17 protein-coding genes are annotated in these 14964 nt (G+C 73.6%); 8 read left to right on the top strand and 9 right to left on the bottom strand.

The window, feature by feature from the left end; genetic code table 11:
• Positions 1-76: 76 nt before the first annotated feature.
• Complete coding sequence (locus AB0M92_RS35785; RefSeq protein WP_366106530.1) at positions 77-979, top strand: acyl-CoA thioesterase II; 903 nt, start codon at positions 77-79, stop codon at positions 977-979.
• Between the two features lie 80 nt (positions 980-1059).
• The gene (locus AB0M92_RS35780; RefSeq protein ID WP_366106529.1) at positions 1060-1461 is read left to right on the top strand and encodes a YchJ family metal-binding protein; all 402 of its coding nucleotides are present in this window, start codon (positions 1060-1062) and stop codon (positions 1459-1461) included.
• Here AB0M92_RS35780 and AB0M92_RS35775 read toward each other — a convergent pair.
• Positions 1425-2285, bottom strand: coding sequence for a DUF6397 family protein (locus AB0M92_RS35775; protein WP_366106528.1), 861 nt, complete (start codon positions 2283-2285; stop codon positions 1425-1427). The genes AB0M92_RS35780 and AB0M92_RS35775 overlap by 37 nt on opposite strands.
• A gap of 104 nt (positions 2286-2389) precedes the next feature.
• Entirely contained in the window at positions 2390-2788 is a 399-nt protein-coding gene (locus tag AB0M92_RS35770; RefSeq protein WP_030158066.1) for a roadblock/LC7 domain-containing protein, read from the bottom strand.
• Between the two features lie 107 nt (positions 2789-2895).
• Here AB0M92_RS35770 and AB0M92_RS35765 point away from each other — a divergent pair, with 107 nt between their 5' ends.
• Positions 2896-3324 (top strand): PPOX class F420-dependent oxidoreductase, encoded by a 429-nt coding sequence (locus tag AB0M92_RS35765; RefSeq protein ID WP_366106527.1) that lies wholly within the window; start codon positions 2896-2898, stop codon positions 3322-3324.
• 39 nt (positions 3325-3363) lie between these two features.
• Here AB0M92_RS35765 and AB0M92_RS35760 read toward each other — a convergent pair whose 3' ends face one another.
• Genes AB0M92_RS35760 through AB0M92_RS35740 form a run of 5 tightly spaced genes read right to left on the bottom strand, consistent with a single transcriptional unit; the run spans position 3364 to position 8338 of the window.
• Positions 3364-4011, bottom strand: a complete 648-nt coding sequence (locus tag AB0M92_RS35760; RefSeq protein ID WP_366106526.1) for an ATP/GTP-binding protein — start codon at positions 4009-4011, stop codon at positions 3364-3366.
• The gene (locus tag AB0M92_RS35755) at positions 4011-4391 is read right to left on the bottom strand and encodes a DUF742 domain-containing protein (protein ID WP_366106525.1); all 381 of its coding nucleotides are present in this window, start codon (positions 4389-4391) and stop codon (positions 4011-4013) included. The genes AB0M92_RS35760 and AB0M92_RS35755 overlap by 1 nt, the downstream gene beginning before the upstream one ends.
• A 17-nt stretch (positions 4392-4408) precedes the next feature.
• On the bottom strand, positions 4409-4852 hold the full coding sequence (locus AB0M92_RS35750; protein WP_099894014.1) for a roadblock/LC7 domain-containing protein: 444 nt from the start codon (positions 4850-4852) through the stop codon (positions 4409-4411).
• Positions 4852-7488 carry a nitrate- and nitrite sensing domain-containing protein gene (locus tag AB0M92_RS35745; protein WP_366106524.1) on the bottom strand — a complete coding sequence of 879 codons (2637 nt, stop codon included), beginning with the start codon at positions 7486-7488 and terminating at the stop codon, positions 4852-4854. Before AB0M92_RS35745 ends, AB0M92_RS35750 begins: the two co-directional genes overlap by 1 nt.
• A gap of 49 nt (positions 7489-7537) precedes the next feature.
• Positions 7538-8338, bottom strand: coding sequence for an MHYT domain-containing protein (locus AB0M92_RS35740; RefSeq protein ID WP_366106523.1), 801 nt, complete (start codon positions 8336-8338; stop codon positions 7538-7540).
• 157 nt (positions 8339-8495) lie between these two features.
• Between AB0M92_RS35740 and AB0M92_RS35735 the strand changes: the two genes are divergently transcribed.
• Positions 8496-9095, top strand: coding sequence for a methyltransferase domain-containing protein (locus AB0M92_RS35735; RefSeq protein WP_366106522.1), 600 nt, complete (start codon positions 8496-8498; stop codon positions 9093-9095).
• 64 nt (positions 9096-9159) lie between these two features.
• Here the strand turns inward: AB0M92_RS35735 and AB0M92_RS35730 are convergent, their stop codons facing one another.
• Positions 9160-10074, bottom strand: a complete 915-nt coding sequence (locus tag AB0M92_RS35730) for an oxygenase MpaB family protein (protein ID WP_366106521.1) — start codon at positions 10072-10074, stop codon at positions 9160-9162.
• 135 nt (positions 10075-10209) lie between these two features.
• Between AB0M92_RS35730 and AB0M92_RS35725 the strand changes: the two genes are divergently transcribed.
• Positions 10210-11004: a hypothetical protein gene (locus AB0M92_RS35725; protein WP_366106520.1), complete on the top strand. Its 795-nt coding sequence runs from the start codon at positions 10210-10212 to the stop codon at positions 11002-11004.
• A 22-nt stretch (positions 11005-11026) separates the two neighbouring features.
• Positions 11027-11482, top strand: a complete 456-nt coding sequence (locus AB0M92_RS35720; RefSeq protein ID WP_366106549.1) for an SAM-dependent methyltransferase — start codon at positions 11027-11029, stop codon at positions 11480-11482.
• A 26-nt stretch (positions 11483-11508) separates the two neighbouring features.
• Here the strand turns inward: AB0M92_RS35720 and AB0M92_RS35715 are convergent, their stop codons facing one another.
• Positions 11509-11691 carry a hypothetical protein gene (locus AB0M92_RS35715; protein WP_366106519.1) on the bottom strand — a complete coding sequence of 61 codons (183 nt, stop codon included), beginning with the start codon at positions 11689-11691 and terminating at the stop codon, positions 11509-11511.
• A 213-nt stretch (positions 11692-11904) separates the two neighbouring features.
• Here AB0M92_RS35715 and AB0M92_RS35710 point away from each other — a divergent pair, with 213 nt between their 5' ends.
• Together AB0M92_RS35710 and AB0M92_RS35705 are read left to right on the top strand one after the other, a co-directional pair.
• Complete coding sequence (locus AB0M92_RS35710) at positions 11905-13293, top strand: GAF domain-containing protein (protein ID WP_366106518.1); 1389 nt, start codon at positions 11905-11907, stop codon at positions 13291-13293.
• A gap of 57 nt (positions 13294-13350) precedes the next feature.
• Complete coding sequence (locus AB0M92_RS35705; protein WP_366106517.1) at positions 13351-14874, top strand: aldehyde dehydrogenase family protein; 1524 nt, start codon at positions 13351-13353, stop codon at positions 14872-14874.
• The last annotated feature ends 90 nt before the right edge of the window (positions 14875-14964 follow it).

The raw sequence follows: 14964 nt of genomic DNA, 5'->3' as shown, positions 1-14964 counted from the left end.
CGAGCAAGCGAACCGACCCGCCCGAGCAGCGCCCGGCCCCGCCGGAGCCGCCGGAACCGACAGTGGAGAACCTCTGATGACGAATCCCGCCGAGAGACTCGTGGATCTGCTCGACCTGGAGCAGATCGAGGTCAACATCTTCCGCGGCGCCAGCCCGCAGGAATCCCTCCAGCGGGTCTTCGGCGGGCAGGTCGCCGGCCAGGCCCTGGTGGCCGCCGGCCGCACCACCGAGAGCGACCGCCCGGTCCACTCCCTGCACGCGTACTTCCTGCGCCCCGGCATCCCCGGGGTGCCGATCGTGTACCAGGTGGAGCGGGTGCGCGACGGGCGGTCCTTCACCACGCGCCGCGTCACCGCGGTCCAGCAGGGCAAGACGATCTTCAATCTCACCGCCTCCTTCCATCATCCGGAGGAGGGCGGCATCGAGCACCAGCTGCCTCCCCGACTCGACTTCCCCCACCCGGAGACGCTGCCGAAGGTCGCGGACGAGATCCGCGAGCACTTGGGCGCGCTGCCCGAGGCGCTGGAGCGGATGGCCCGCCGCCAGCCGTTCGACATCCGGTACGCGGACCGGCTCCGCTGGACTCCCGAGGAGCTCAAGGACGCCGATCCGCGCAGTGCGGTGTGGATGCGCGCGGTCGGCCCGCTGGGCGACGACCCGCTGGTGCACACCTGCGCCCTCACCTACGCCAGTGACATGACCCTCCTCGACGCCGTGCGCATCCCCGTGGAGCCCCTGTGGGGCATGCGCGGATACGACATGGCCTCGCTGGACCACGCCATGTGGTTCCACCGGCCGTTCCGCGCGGACGAGTGGTTCCTGTACGACCAGGAGTCGCCCATCGCGCACGGCGGCCGGGGCCTCGCCCGTGGCCGCATCTACGACGTGGAGGGCAGGCTGCTGGTCTCCGTGGTCCAGGAAGGCCTCTTCCGCCCGTACGCCGAGAACGCGGCCAAGCCGCCCGTGTCACCGCAGTAGCCCCCCTTCCGGCCGTCCGCAGAACCCGCCGGTCCAGTAGTCGATTTGTCGATCCCGTCCACGAAGAGCTGAGCGCACCCATGCCCACCCCGGCCCTCCCCTGCCCCTGCGGGCTGCCCGCCGCCTATCCGCAGTGCTGCGGCCGCTTCCATTCCGGTGCGCAGCAGGCGCCCACCGCCGAGCTGCTGATGCGCTCCCGGTTCAGCGCGTTCGCCCTCGGTGACACTGCCTACCTGCTGCGCTCCTGGCACCCGGGCACGCGCCCCGGCCGGCTCGACCTCGATCCCGGCCAGCGCTGGGAGCGCCTGGAGATCCTCGCCACCGAGCGCGGCGGGATGTTCGAGACGGAGGGGTCGGTGGAGTTCCGGGCGCACTACCGCGAGGGCCGGCACACCGGTTCCCTGCACGAGCACAGCTCATTCAGCCGGGAGGCCGGGGCCTGGGTCTACGTCGGCCCCCTCTCTCCCGTCGACTTCGGCTGACCGCGCGCTCCGGTCAGCGCGAAGTCCAGGCTGGTGCGGTACCAGTGGACCTCGTCCGCCGGCTCCGCCCGCAGCAGCCGCAGCGCCACCGCCGCCGCGGCCGGGATCTGCGGGTGCCCGTACGGCGGGGGCGGCGCGAGCGCGGCCAGCACGATCCGCTCCGCCGGATCGGGCACCGCCTGCCGCAGCTCCTCCCCGGGAAGTACGGAGGCGAGCACGGCGGCCCGCTCCCAGGGGTCCGCGGTTCGTCTCAGCAGCAGGCCGACATGCCGCCCGCGCCACTTCCGCGGCCGCAGATCCGCCTTCGCCGCGAGCAGCTCCCGGTCGGCCTGGCACGCGCTCCCGCGCAGCAACCCCGGCTCGCGGTCGGCGAACTCCCTCAGCTCCGCGGTCAGATAGAGCCACACCACCACCCGGTAGCGATTGATCCGGTAGCCGACCGGGGTGAAGTGCCCGCACCGCGCGAGCCGGGTGAACCGGCCCGGGCTGATGCCCAGCACCGCCCCGGCGGCCTCGGCTCCGGCCACGGTCCCGACCCGCTCGCGCAGCCCGTCCGGGAACCCCTCGGCCGACCGGATCCGCTCCAGCTCGGCCCGCTCGTAGCGCGCGCCCCCTCCCGGCGCCGGCGGCCCGGCCCGTACGATGCCCAGCTGCACGGCCCGGGCGAACTCGGTCCGCGTCAGCCCCAGTTCCCCGGCGGCCCGGGCGCCGCCCACCGCCGCATCCGGCAGCGGCTCCGCCCGTACGACCGGGGGCCCGGCCGCCCGGATCACCGGCAGAACCGGCCCCCGCACCTCCGACAACACCTGCGTCGCCACGTCCATGACGGTCCTCCCCCCACACGAGACAATTACTCTGTGTGAAGAACGTAACTCAGCGCCACGACACCCCGCGAGACCTGTGGATAACTCCCAAGACCCCGAAGGCCTCAGCCCCCGGTGATCCGCCGCTCCGCCACGCCCAGGTGCTCCCCCACCCGGTTGACCAGCAGCGTCATCTCGTACGCGACCTGGCCGATGTCGGCCTCGGCGGCACTGAGCACGCACAGCGAACTCCCCGCGCCCGCCGCCATCACGAACAGGGCGCCGTCGTCGTACTCGACCATCGTCTGCCGCACCTCGCCCGCCCGGAAATGCCGCCCCGACCCCTTCGCCAGGCTCTGCAACCCCGCCGCCACCGCCGCCAGATGTTCCGCGTCCTCCCGGGCCAGCCCCGCGCTCGCGCCTGTCACCAGACCGTCGTTGGACAGCACCACCGCATGCCTGACCTGCTGGACCCTGCGCGTCAGGTCGTCGAGCAGCCAATCGAGTTGCTTGTCCAGTGCCATGTCGAGCCCCTCCCCGTTGACGCCGCCGGCATGGCCGCGCCCCACCCCTCGTAGTAAGTGCCGCCAGCCTTCCCCACCAGCGCCTTTCGGGCAAGGAGGATGTCCCCATGGCGAAGAAGATGACTCAAGAGGAATGGCGGGCGTTCGTCTCGCACGGGACCCGTACCGGCAAGCTGTCCACCGTCCGCGAGGACGGCAGCCCGCACGTCGCACCCGTCTGGTTCGTCCTCGACGGCGACACCTTCGTGTTCAACACCGGCAAGGACACCGTGAAGGGGCGCAACCTGCTGCGGGACGGACGCGTGGCGCTCTGCGTGGACGACGACCGTCCGCCGTACTCCCACGTCGTCCTCCAAGGGCGCGCCGAGATCGGCGAGGACTTGGAGGAGATGCTCCCCTGGGCGACGCGCATCGCCGCCCGCTACATGGGTGAGGAGCGCGCCGCGGCCTTCGGCCGCCGCAACGCCGTCCCCGGCGAACTCCTCGTCCGCGTCACCATCGACAAGGTGATCTCCGTCGACGGCATCACCCACTGACGCGGGCACCGCCCACCCCACCCCGCCACCGGCCGCCGCTCACACCGAATCGGCCTGCGGCCCCACCGAGTCCAGCAGCCGGGCGGTGTGCACCCGCCCGGCATACTCGACCAGCCTGATCAGCACTTCCTTCCCCGAATCCTTGTCCCGGGCGTCACACAGCACCACCGGAGTCCCCGACTCCAGGTCCAGCGCCCGCGCCACGTCGTGCGCCCCGTACCGCCGCGCGTCACTGAAACAGTTGACGGCCACCACGAACGGGATGCGGCGGTGCTCGAAGTAGTCCACCGCCGGGAAGCAGTCCTCCAGCCGGCGCGTGTCGGCGAGCACCACGGCTCCCAGCGCACCTTGCGACAGCTCGTCCCACAGGAACCAGAACCGGTCCTGGCCCGGGGTCCCGAACAGATAGAGCGACAGCCCGGACCGGATGGTGATCCGCCCGAAGTCCATGGCCACGGTGGTCGTCGTCTTCTGGGCGACCCCTCCCGTGTCGTCGACCAGTTCGCCCGCCTCGCTGAGCAGTTCCTCCGTCCGCAGCGGCCGGATCTCGCTGACCGCGCCGACCAGCGTCGTCTTGCCGACCCCGAACCCGCCCGCCACGAGTATCTTCAGCGCGAGCGCGGCCAGTTCCCCGTCATCCTCCGGATCCGCGTCCGGTCCGCCCGTTGCGTCCTGGTGTTGTCCCATCACAGCGCTCGCAATCCCTCGATGACTTCACGCAGAATCCGCTCGTCGGGCAGCCGGGCCGGCGGCACCGGCCGGCTCACCCTGACGTGCCCGCCCTCCAACAGGTCCCCGAGCAGCACCCGCACCACGCCCACCGGAAGATCCGCGTCCGCGGCGAGCTCCGCCACCGACTGCGTCTCGGACCGGCAGAGCCCGAGCAGCGCCCGGTGTTCGGGGCCGAGCAGCGACTCGGCCGCCGCGTCCCCGCCTTCGCCGTCCACGACGACCAGCGCGATCAGGTCGAACCGGACCCCGTGGGGTCCCGGCTTCGTCCGTCCGCCCGTCATGGCGTACGGACGGACGAGCGGGCCCGCATCGGCGTCGTACCACAGGCCGTTCATGTACCGGACCGCCGCTCTCAGCCCGCGGCCGGCGGCCGCGCCGCGAACCGGGACGGGGTGTACAGGTGCTCCCCGACCCGTTTCACGAGCCGGGCCATCTCGTACGCGATCAGCCCGATGTCGGCGCTGGCCGCGCTCAGCACCGCCAGGCAGGAGCCGTCTCCGGCGGCCGCGACGAAGAGGAACCCCTCGTCCATCTCCACCATCGTCTGGCGCACGCCCCCGGCGTGGAAGTGCCGGCCCGCGCCCTTCGCGAGACTGTGGAAGCCGGAGGCGACGGCGGCCAGGTGCTCGGCGTCCTCCCGGCTGAGCGCGCTGGACGCTCCCACCGCCAGGCCGTCGTTGGACAGGACCACGGCGTGCCGGACCTCACGGACCCGGACCACCAGATCGTCCAGCAGCCAGTCCAGCTCACCGGACCTGCGGATTCCGTCGGGATTGAATCTCTGGTGTTCGATCATCACACTTCTCCTTCGCTGCCTGCGTGGGCGGAGCTCTCCCGGGCGCCGCGGACCCAGCCCGCCCGGTATGCGGCCATCCGGTCCCGGGCCTGCTCGGGGCTGCGCCCCGGCGGGTCCTCGGGCAGGCCCGCCCCGGCCGGGTCCTTGGGGGCGGGGGCCTCGCGCAACTGCGGGACCAGACTGGCCTGGCGCACGCGGCGCGGCAGTTCGGCGTTCCCCGGGCCGCCGGGAACCCGCGGCCGCAAGGGGGCCACCGGGGCCGGCCGCGGCTCCTCCTGCCTCACGGGGCTCCGCTCCGGCGCCGTGATGCCCCGCGGTGCCTCCCCTACCCCCGGCCGGCGCGCCTCCTCCCGTACGACGGTCATGGCGGCCGGCGGCTGCGGCACGGGCTCCCGGGACTCCCCCGGCTCACGCGGTTGCGCCGGGGCCTCGGACCCTGCCTCCCGGAACCCCGCCTCCGGGCTCGGTTCCGGGGCCGGTCCGGAGCCGGTCTCGATGGCGCCCTGGAGAAGGGAGTTGGGCAGGAGCACCACGGCGGTCGTGCCGCCGTACGGCGAGGTGCGCAAGTGCACCCGCACCCCGTGCCGGGCCGAGAGCCGGCTGACCACGAAGAGCCCGAGCCGGTCGCTGTCGAACAGGTCGAGCGACTCGGACTGCTCGATGCGCCGGTTGGCCTCGCGGAGGGAGCCGGGGCCCATGCCGAGCCCGCGGTCCTCGACCTCCAGGACGTATCCGGCGCCGACGGGTTCGCCGCTGACGCGGACCTTGGTGTGGGGCGGGGAGAACTGGGTGGCGTTCTCGATGAGTTCGGCGAGCAGGTGCGTGAGGTCCGCGACGGCGCCGCCGAGCACGGCGGCCTCCGCCAGCCGGCGGACCTCGACGCGCTGGTAGTCCTCGATCTCGGAGACGGCGGCCCGGACGACGTTGGTCAGCGGGACCGGCATCCGCCAGGCGCGGCCGGGCGCGGCGCCCGACAGGATGATCAGGCTCTCGGCGTGCCGGCGCATGCGCGTCGTGAGGTGGTCGAGGCGGAAGAGGTCGCCGAGTTCGCCGGGGTCGTCGGCTCGCCGCTCCATCGAGTCGAGCAGCGTGAGCTGCTTGTGCACCAGGACCTGGCTGCGGCGGGCGAGGTTGACGAAGACGCCGCTCACTCCGCTGGCGAGCTCGGCGCGCTCGACGGCCGCGCCGAGGGCTGCCCGGTGGACGGTGGCCAGGGCCTCGCCGACCTGGGTGATCTCGTCGGCGGCGGGCGGTGGGGGCGGGGTCTCGGCCTCGACGTCGATGTCCTGGCCGGCCCGCAGGCGGTCCATGGCGTGCGGGAGTTTGCGGTGGGCGATCTCCAGGGCGGTGTTGCGCAGTGAGACGAGTTCCACGACGAGGGCCCGGCCGATGCGCACGGAGATGACGAGGGAGGCGGCGACGGCGGCGAGGCCCAGCAGTACGGCGGCTCCGGCGGGGCTGAGCATGCCCTGGGCGAGGGGGGCGGTGCGGTCGACGGCTCCGGAGTGGGCGGCGGCGCCGATCTCGCGCATCGAGGTGCCGATGCTCGCGTACGCGGCGTCCCAGCCGACGGGCGCGCCGCGGGTCGCCTCCTTGGCCGCGTCCTTGACGGGTCCGGTGGCCGCGTCCTTGGCCGTTCCCGTGGCCGCGTCCTTGGCCGTTCCCGTGGCCGCCCCGCCGGTGAGCACCCGGTCCTCGGCGGCGGTCAGCTCTGCGTACGCGGCGCTCTTCGCGACGGACTGCCAGGCCGCCCGCTGGGCGGCGGGCAGGTCGTCGGCGGCGGCCGCCGTGAGGGCGCGCCGGGTCTCGATGACGCCGGTGAGGCGCCGAAGCGTTTCGGCGGTGCGCGGGCCGGGCGCGGCGATCAGCGCGTCCTCGCGGGAGAGGAGTTCCCCGGCACGCGCGAACTCCAGCAGGACGCGGGCCTCGGGACCCAGTTCGGCCCCCGTTCCACCGGTGAGGGAGCCGTCGACGGCGAGCGCGCCGTCGACCACGCCCGTGTAGGCCTCGTACGCCGCGTCCTGCGTCGCCCGCCGGTCCGTGACGTCCTTGCGGGTGGCACCCAGCCCCTCCGCCGCCGCCACGAAGGCCCCCACGCGGATCACGACATCGGTGCGGTGGTCGCCCGACTCGGCGACGGTGTGGCGGTCGCCGAGCCGGAGCCGCCGGACGGCGGCGTCGGTGCGCCGCGCCTGCTGTTCGAGTACGGCACCCTGGTCGGAAGCCGGGTCGGCCAGGTAGCGGACGGCGGCGCGCCGTTCGGCCTGGAGCTCGGTGACGGCGGCCGCGACGGGTGTGCGTATCTGCTCGTCGACGCGCTGGGCGCGCGTGACCCGGGCGATGTCCTGGGCGGTGCTGACGGTCGCGAAGCCCCAGAGGGCGAGCAGGGAGACGACCGGGACCATCAGGAGCGAGAGGACCTTCGCGCGGACGGACGCGGGGCGCAGCCGCGGCCGCGTCCGGCGGGAGCCGCCGTCGGAGGCCGCCGCCGTCGCCGGGCGGCGGGGATCGTCCGGCTGCCCGCCCTCCCGCACCGCCGGTTCCTCGGCGGGCGGTCCGGCGTGGGCCCGGCGGCCGCGCGCCGGGGGCACGGGCAGCTGCGGCGGCGCTGCCGGTGGTCTGCGGGATGTGCGCATGGGCTCCTCGTTCCGGGTGCGGTCCAGCGGGGCGGTACGGAGTGGCGGTTCAGCGGGCCGGCGCGGCCGACGCCGGTGCCTGCCCGCCGCCCAGGTGCCGGGCTGCCGATGCGGAGGCGGCACGCTCGTCGGCGGTCGGGGAGAGCGCGACGAACGCGGAGGTGATGAACAGGTACGAACCGAGGCCGACCGCGAGCGGGAAGATGAACTGCATCGCGGTGGCGCCGGACAGGGCCTGCTCCGAGGGGACGACCCGGACCGCGACGGCCAGCATCCCGGTGTAGTGCATGCTGCTGACGGCGGCGCCCATGACGAGCGAGGCCACGGCCACGGCGACCGGGGACTTGATGTTGAGTGCGGCCCACAGCGCGGCGGTGGCCGCGACGACCGCGATCGCGACCGAGAGCCCGACCATGAGCGGGTCGTACGAGACGCTGCCGTGCAGGCGCAGGGCCGCCATGCCGAGGTAGTGCATGCTGGCGACGCCGAGGCCGGTGGTGAGCCCCCCGAGGACGAGGGCGCGGCCGCGGGCCCGGCCGTACCCGACGGCGAACACCCCGGCGCCGACGACGAGCATGGCGCCGAGCAGGCTGAGCATGGTCAGCGGCACGTTGTAGTGGATCTCGGTGCCGGTGACGTTGAAGCCGAGCATCGCGACGAAGTGCATCGTCCAGATGCCGGTCCCGATGGCGGAGGCGGCGGTGAGGAGCCAGTTGCGGCGGGAGGATCGGGTCGTCGCGGCGAGCGCGCAGACGGTGCAGCGCAGCCCGAGGGCGGAGCCGATGCATGCCATCACATATGACAGTACGGGTGTCAGCCAGCCATAGGCCGCGTGGTCGAGGTGTCCCATGGCCCCGGGACGCTAGTCCGGGTGAGGGCGCGAACAAGGGGCGCATTTCGAAAGCAGCTGGAACTGCTGGAATATGACAGAGCTACACCCTGCTTCGATCACGCCACGTGCCACCTTGCACACGCACCGCGCCGAGCCCGTGGGGGATCATGTCCACATGAGCGAAGACCACACGCACGTGCAGGAGTTCTTCGGGACGCGCGCCGCCGACTGGGACCGGAAGTTCCCGGCGGACGGGCCCGCCTTCACGAAGGCCGTGGCCGAATTCGGCCTGCGCCCCGGAGACCGCGTCCTCGACGCGGGCTGCGGTACCGGGCGGGCGCTGACCGCGCTGCGCGCCGCCGTCGGCCCGGCCGGCACGGTGCTCGGCGCGGACCTCACCCCGCAGATGCTGGCGGCCGCCCGGCGGGCCGGGCGGGACGCCGAGGGCGCGCTGCTGCTCGCGGACGTGGCCCGGCTGCCGCTGCGCGACGGGGTGCTCGACGCCGTGTTCGCCGCCGGGCTGATCGCGCACCTGCCCGACCCGGAGGCCAACCTGCGCGAGCTCGCCCGCGTCGTCCGCCCCGGCGGCCGCCTCGCGCTGTTCCACCCGATCGGGCGGGCGGCCCTGGCGGCGCGGCAGGGCCGCGAGCTGACGCCGGACGACATGCGGGCCGAGCACAACCTGGGCCCGCTGCTGGCCGGTTCGGGCTGGGACATGACCTCGTACGCCGACGAGGACGCCCGCTTCCTGGCGCTCGCGCTGCGCCGCGCCTGACCGGCCCTCCCCCACGCATGTCGTACGTCGGCACCTGCCCCCGAACCCGAGGAGGCGCCCCGGGTCACGCCGGAGGCTGAGCCTCGGCCCCGGCCGGCCGGCGCGGATGGGGTACGGGGCAGCCCCCCGAGCCGGGCACCGGAAACGTGCCGAGCTCGCCCACGTCGTAGCCGTGGGGGTAGCCCTTGATCTCCGGGTTCTGCCGGGCGTAGTGCGGGGCCTTGCGGGGCGGCAGCAGCCGGACGGCGCGCCCGCGCAGCCTGAGGGCGCCCCGGAACAGCCGCTTGACCCGCGGGCGGGGGCCCTCGTAGCGGAAGGCGGCCAGCAGCGGCTCGTCGAGGAGGGAGAGCGCCAGTGCGCGCGTCGCGGGGGCGAGCGGCGCCGGGTACCAGGAGGCCATCAGGCCGAGGGTGGAGTCGGCGACCTTGCGGCCGCCCTCGTCCCAGCCGAAGTGGGCCTCCTCGTAGGCGTTCAGGGTCTCCTCGAACTCCTCGTAGGAGTCCGGGATGTCCTTGACGCCCAGGTGCCGGCCGAGCTCGGCGTAGTAGTTCGCGCTGGCGCGGCGCTCGTGGTGGGTCAGCGGGCGCCAGCCGTAGGCGTCCAGCCAGCGCGCAGGAATCACCACGAACGTGCACAGGACGTAGCGCATGTCCTCGTTGGTGATGTCGTAGGCGCGGTGCATCTGGTTGACGCGGCGGATCGCGGTGCGCGCGGTGTCGCTCTCGAATCCGTGCTCCACGACCGCGTCGAGGAGCAGCGAGGTGTCGTCGTAGCGCTTCTGCGGGTGGGCCGTGAACTCGGCCGTCTCGGCGAGCAGGCGCCCGATGCCGGGGACGGCGTAGGTCCGGAAGAGGGCGAGCTCCAGGGCGCGGGTGAAGTCCCAGGGGAACTCGTAGGTGGCGGTGAGCCGGTAGATGGCGAGGAAGTCCTTGTCGGGGTCGAGACGGAGGATCTCCCTCAGCCGGTCGTAACGCTGCACCGGGTGTCCCTTTCTGTGGCGGGCTGCCAACTCTACGTGCAGGTGGCGGCCTTGGAAATCGACGGCCGCAGGCTCTCGACGCAGGGGTTACCCGCTGGTTAGGGTGCGCCGACGAGAGAGCGATCGGGAGGCCACGTGACGGACGAGGAGGGGGGCGGTTCGCTCTACGTGCTGACCGCCGTGCTGCTGACCCCCGCGCAGTTTCCCGGCATCCTGGGCGACGATTTCCCGGAGGCCTGCTCCCTGCTGGGCGTGAAGCCGGCGGCGCAGGGATACGGGCTGGTGCTCGGCCAGGACGAGGAGGGCGCGCGCTGGACGGTCGTCGTGGACGACGTCTCGCTCGTCGCCATGGCGATCGCCTCCTGGGACTGCGGCATGGAGTACGACCTGTCGCCCGACGAGCGGTCGATCGTGGTCTCGCTGGCGGGCTGGCCGCTCGCCCTGTCGGTGGCGGCGCCGGGCGTCCCGGAGCCGCACGACCCGGAGCAGGGCGCCGACGGCACCGGGCGGGTGCCGCTGGCACCGCCGTCCGCCGAGGCGTGGGGGGCCGTGCAGCGGCGGATGGGCGCGGACCAGATCGCCCGGGAGTGGACCGGGTGGCGCGAACAGGTCGCGGCGGACGGCGGGGCGGCCGCCGCGGCGCACCCCGGGCTCGCGAGGGCGCTCCGGGAGGCCTCGGAGTACGCGCAGAGCCCGCCGCCGCCCGGTCGGGTCCGGTCCTCGTTCGCGGGCGAGGGCGTGCGGACGCTGCGGGTGGACGGCCCCGGGTGGTCGCTCGTGGCGCGGACCGGCGACGCCGCCTTCGTTTTGCTGGACGAGGAGCCGGGCGAGGTCCTCACCGTCCCCGCCGACGGGGATCCCGATCTCGGCCTGCCGAAACTGCCGGAGCTGCTCGCGGCCCTGGACCGCGTCGCCGTACGCCCGGCCTGAACCCGAAGGAGAACTCGTGCTGGTGGAATCGGAGCCGGTGGCCGTGGTGGTGGGCGGCCGCGCGGAGGCGGTCGACGACGACTGGGGACGGGAGACGGCCGTGATCCGCCTGGACTCCGGGCGGTTCGGCCCGCAGGCCCTGTACGGGCTGGCCGAATTCTCACACCTGGAGGTCGTCTACCACTTCGACCGGGTTCCGGTGGAGAAGATCGAGACGGGCGCGCGGCATCCCCGGGGCAATCCGGACTGGCCGCTGGTCGGCATCTTCGCCCAGCGCGGCAAGAACAGGCCGAACCGGTTGGGGGTCTCCCGCTGCCGGATCCTGAAGGTGGACGGCCTGGACGTGCACGTGGCGGGCCTGGACGCGGTGGACGGCACCCCGGTGCTGGACCTGAAGCCGTACATGGCCGAATTCGGCCCGCGCGGCGAACTCGGTCAGCCCGAGTGGGCCACGGCCCTGATGCGCGACTACTACTGACCGGCCCGGCAGCCCGGGCCGTCGGCTCAGCGGCCCAGCTGCTTCCTGGACACGCCCCGCAGACGACGCCGCTGTGAGGGGTCCAGCAGCAGATAGGCCGCCGCCGGCACGCCGATCAGGACCAGCAGCCCTGCCCAGAACCCGACCGTCCAGAACAACACGATGGCTGCCGCGACTGCGGCAACCGCGACTTTGCCGCGCTTGGACATCTGCGGACACCTCCACCTGTCGTCGTCCACTACCCCCACAACGCCCCGCCGCGACCGCGCGTTCCCGGCTCCCGCGGGACATTGCCGAACGCGACCTGCCGGGCACCCTCGGCAGCGATTCGGCCGGACCTTGGCCGACGCCGCCCCTTGTCGGGGGGCGGCACCGGCACCACGATGGGGCGCTCCGGGCACTGCGGCACCGCGGGAGGGCGAATGGACGATCCGTCGGTGGCGCTGCCGGGCGGGGCCGATCCCGCCGGGCGCACGCGCGTCCTGCGGCGGGCGCACGCCGCGTTCGCACGGGACGGCCGGGTCGAGGATCCGGTCCGGGCGGTGATCGCCACGTCCTGGCGCCGGTGCGACCGCGCGGGGGTCAGCCCGGAGTCGGCGCCGGAGGTGGATCTGGCGGAGGTGGAACTGCGGTCGTACCGGGCGCAGCACCCGCTGGCCCGGGTGATGCCGGTGTTCCGGGACCTCGTGGGGGCGTTCGCGGCGCACGGGGCCCATCTCCTGGCGGTGTGCGACGCGCGGGGCAGCCTGCTCTGGGTGGAGGGCGAGCCGGGCACGCTGCGGCGGGCGGAGCGGCTCGGCTTCGTGCCGGGCGCCCGCTGGGCGGAGACGGCGATGGGGACCAACGCCCCCGGCACGGCGGTCGCCGTCGGGGAGCCGGTCCAGGTCTTCGGGGCCGAGCACTTCAGCCGCCGGGTCCACCCCTGGACCTGCGCGGCGGCTCCGGTGCGCGATCCCCGGACCGGCCGGCTGCTCGGCGCGGTGGACATCACCGGCGGGGACGCCCTGGCCCATCCGCACTCCCTCGCCTTCGTCCGGGCGGTGGCCCGCGCCGCGGAGGCTCAGCTGGCACTGCTGGACCCGGTCCCGCCGACCGCCGGGGACACCCTGGGCGCCCTCGGCCGGGACGAGGCCCTGCTGGCCGGCGGAGGCGGCGCCACGATCCGCCTGGGCAGACGGCACAGCGAGATCATGGCGCTCCTCGCCCACCACCCGGCCGGTCTGTCGGGCGAGGAGCTGGCGATCGCGCTGTACGAGGACGAGTCGGTGTCACCGGTGACCCTGCGCGCCGAAATGTCACGGCTGCGCGGACTGCTGGGAGACCGGGCCCCGCTCGCGCGCCCGTACCGTACGGCGGCGCCGCTGGAGGCGGACTTCACCGTCGTGGCCCGCCACCTGGCGGCCGGAGCCGTTTCGGCGGCGCTCCACGACTACGCGGGCCCGCTGCTCCCCGGCTCGACCGCGCCGGGCATCGTCCGGCTGCGGCGCCGGATCGAGGACCAGGCACGGGCCGCTGTGATCGCGCGGGCGGACGTGGGGCTGCTGACCGACTGGGTGTGCGCTCCGTGGGGCGCGGACGACGCGGCGGCCTGGCGGGCGCTGGCCGAAGCGCTGCCGCCGGAGGGGCGCCCGGCCGCGCTGGCCCGGGTACGGGCCCTCGACGAGGAACTCGGCGCCGCAGTACGCGTCGCAGTACGCGCCGGAGTGCGTGCCGGAGCCGGCTTCGCACGACCGGAGCCGACTCCGCCCGCGTGCCCGCCCGCGTCCCCGCCCGCGCGCCGTGCAACGTATCCGCAACCTGAGCGCTCCTAGCCTCCTCCCGAGCGCTGTCCGACGGCGGCCGGCGCCCGGCAACAAGGGGAGGACACCATGGCCCGTTACGCTGCGCCCGGTACCGAAGGCGCGCTCATGTCGTACGCGTCCCGCTACGGCCACTTCATCGGCGGCGAATACGTCGATCCCGCCCTCGGCGCCTACTTCGCCAACCCCTCCCCCGTCAACGGCCGGACCTTCACCGAGGTCGCGCGCGGCACGGCCGAGGACGTGGAGCGGGCGCTCGACGCGGCGCACGCGGCAGCGCCCGCCTGGGGCCGCACCCCGGTCGCCGAGCGATCCACGATCCTGCTGCGCATCGCCGACCGGATGGAGCAGAACCTGGAGGCCCTGGCGGTCGCGGAGACCTGGGAGAACGGCAAGCCGGTCCGGGAGACCCTCGCCGCCGACATGCCGCTGGCGATCGACCAGTTCCGCTACTTCGCGGGTGCGCTGCGCGCCCAGGAGGGGGCGCTGAGCCAGCTCGACGACGACACCGTCGCCTACCACTTCCACGAACCGCTGGGCGTGGTCGGGCAGATCATCCCGTGGAACTTCCCGATCCTGATGGCGGTGTGGAAGCTGGCTCCGGCTCTGGCGGCCGGGAACACGGTGGTGCTGAAGCCGGCCGAGCAGACTCCGGCCTCGGTGCACTACTGGCTGAGCCTGGTGGCGGACCTGCTGCCGCCGGGCGTGGTGAACATCGTGAACGGCTTCGGCGAGGAGGCGGGCAAACCGCTGGCGTCCAGCCCGCGCGTGGCGAAGATCGCCTTCACCGGGGAGACGTCCACGGGGCGCCTGATCATGCAGTACGCGGCGGAGCACCTCAAGCCGGTCACCCTCGAACTCGGCGGCAAGAGCCCCAACCTCTTCTTCGACGACATCTGGACCACGGACGACGACTTGCGGGACAAGGCGTTGGAGGGGTTCACCATGTTCGCCCTGAACCAGGGCGAGGTCTGCACGAGCCCCTCGCGCGCGCTGATCGAGCGCGGGCGGTACGGGGACTTCCTCGACGCGGCCGTGGCCCGTACCGAACTGATCGTGCCGGGACACCCGTTGGACACGGACACCATGATCGGAGCGCAGGCCTCCGAGGAACAGCTGCGGAAGGTCCTGTCGTACGTGGAGATCGGCCAGCGGGAGGGGGCGAAGATCCTTACGGGCGGCGAGAGGCAGGACTTGGACGGCGACCTGGCCGGGGGCTTCTACGTTCAGCCGACCATCTTCGAGGGGGACAACCGGATGCGGATCTTCCAGGAGGAGATCTTCGGCCCGGTGGTGTCCGTGACCTCGTTCCAGGACTTCGACGACGCCGTTCGGATCGCCAACGACACGGCGTACGGACTGGGCGCGGGCGTGTGGACCCGCGACATCAACACCGCGTACCGCGCGGGCCGCGCGATCCAGGCCGGCCGCGTCTGGACGAACTGCTACCACGCCTACCCGGCCCACGCCGCCTTCGGCGGCTACAAGCAGTCGGGCATAGGCCGCGAGACGCACAAGATGATGCTGGAGCACTACCAGCAGACGAAGAACCTCCTCGTCAGCTACTCCCCCAAGAAGCTCGGCTTCTTCTAAAGGGTGTTGCAGAAGGCTGAGTTCCGGGCATTTTCCGTGTATGGGTGGGGTGTTGCGGGTTGAGCCGTTGTGGGTTGAGACGTTCACGGG

Source organism: Streptomyces sp. NPDC051582 (assembly GCF_040681715.1).
GTDB lineage: Bacteria > Actinomycetota > Actinomycetes > Streptomycetales > Streptomycetaceae > Streptomyces.
This window is presented reverse-complemented; position numbering and strand designations above follow the sequence as displayed.

Excerpts from the sequence above, each read along its gene's own strand:
- AB0M92_RS35715 (WP_366106519.1), bottom strand. The coding sequence starts at position 11,691 with ATGTCCAAGCGCGGCAAAGTCGCGGTTGCCGCAGTCGCGGCAGCCATC.
- AB0M92_RS35760 (WP_366106526.1), bottom strand. The coding sequence starts at position 4,011 with ATGGGACAACACCAGGACGCAACGGGCGGACCGGACGCGGATCCGGAG.
- AB0M92_RS35705 (WP_366106517.1), top strand. The coding sequence starts at position 13,351 with ATGGCCCGTTACGCTGCGCCCGGTACCGAAGGCGCGCTCATGTCGTAC.
- AB0M92_RS35750 (WP_099894014.1), bottom strand. The coding sequence starts at position 4,852 with ATGATCGAACACCAGAGATTCAATCCCGACGGAATCCGCAGGTCCGGT.
- AB0M92_RS35755 (WP_366106525.1), bottom strand. The coding sequence starts at position 4,391 with ATGAACGGCCTGTGGTACGACGCCGATGCGGGCCCGCTCGTCCGTCCG.
- AB0M92_RS35785 (WP_366106530.1), top strand. The coding sequence starts at position 77 with ATGACGAATCCCGCCGAGAGACTCGTGGATCTGCTCGACCTGGAGCAG.
- AB0M92_RS35740 (WP_366106523.1), bottom strand. The coding sequence starts at position 8,338 with ATGGGACACCTCGACCACGCGGCCTATGGCTGGCTGACACCCGTACTG.
- AB0M92_RS35710 (WP_366106518.1), top strand. The coding sequence starts at position 11,905 with ATGGACGATCCGTCGGTGGCGCTGCCGGGCGGGGCCGATCCCGCCGGG.
- AB0M92_RS35735 (WP_366106522.1), top strand. The coding sequence starts at position 8,496 with ATGAGCGAAGACCACACGCACGTGCAGGAGTTCTTCGGGACGCGCGCC.
- AB0M92_RS35745 (WP_366106524.1), bottom strand. The coding sequence starts at position 7,488 with ATGCGCACATCCCGCAGACCACCGGCAGCGCCGCCGCAGCTGCCCGTG.
- AB0M92_RS35770 (WP_030158066.1), bottom strand. The coding sequence starts at position 2,788 with ATGGCACTGGACAAGCAACTCGATTGGCTGCTCGACGACCTGACGCGC.
- AB0M92_RS35765 (WP_366106527.1), top strand. The coding sequence starts at position 2,896 with ATGGCGAAGAAGATGACTCAAGAGGAATGGCGGGCGTTCGTCTCGCAC.
- AB0M92_RS35780 (WP_366106529.1), top strand. The coding sequence starts at position 1,060 with ATGCCCACCCCGGCCCTCCCCTGCCCCTGCGGGCTGCCCGCCGCCTAT.
- AB0M92_RS35775 (WP_366106528.1), bottom strand. The coding sequence starts at position 2,285 with ATGGACGTGGCGACGCAGGTGTTGTCGGAGGTGCGGGGGCCGGTTCTG.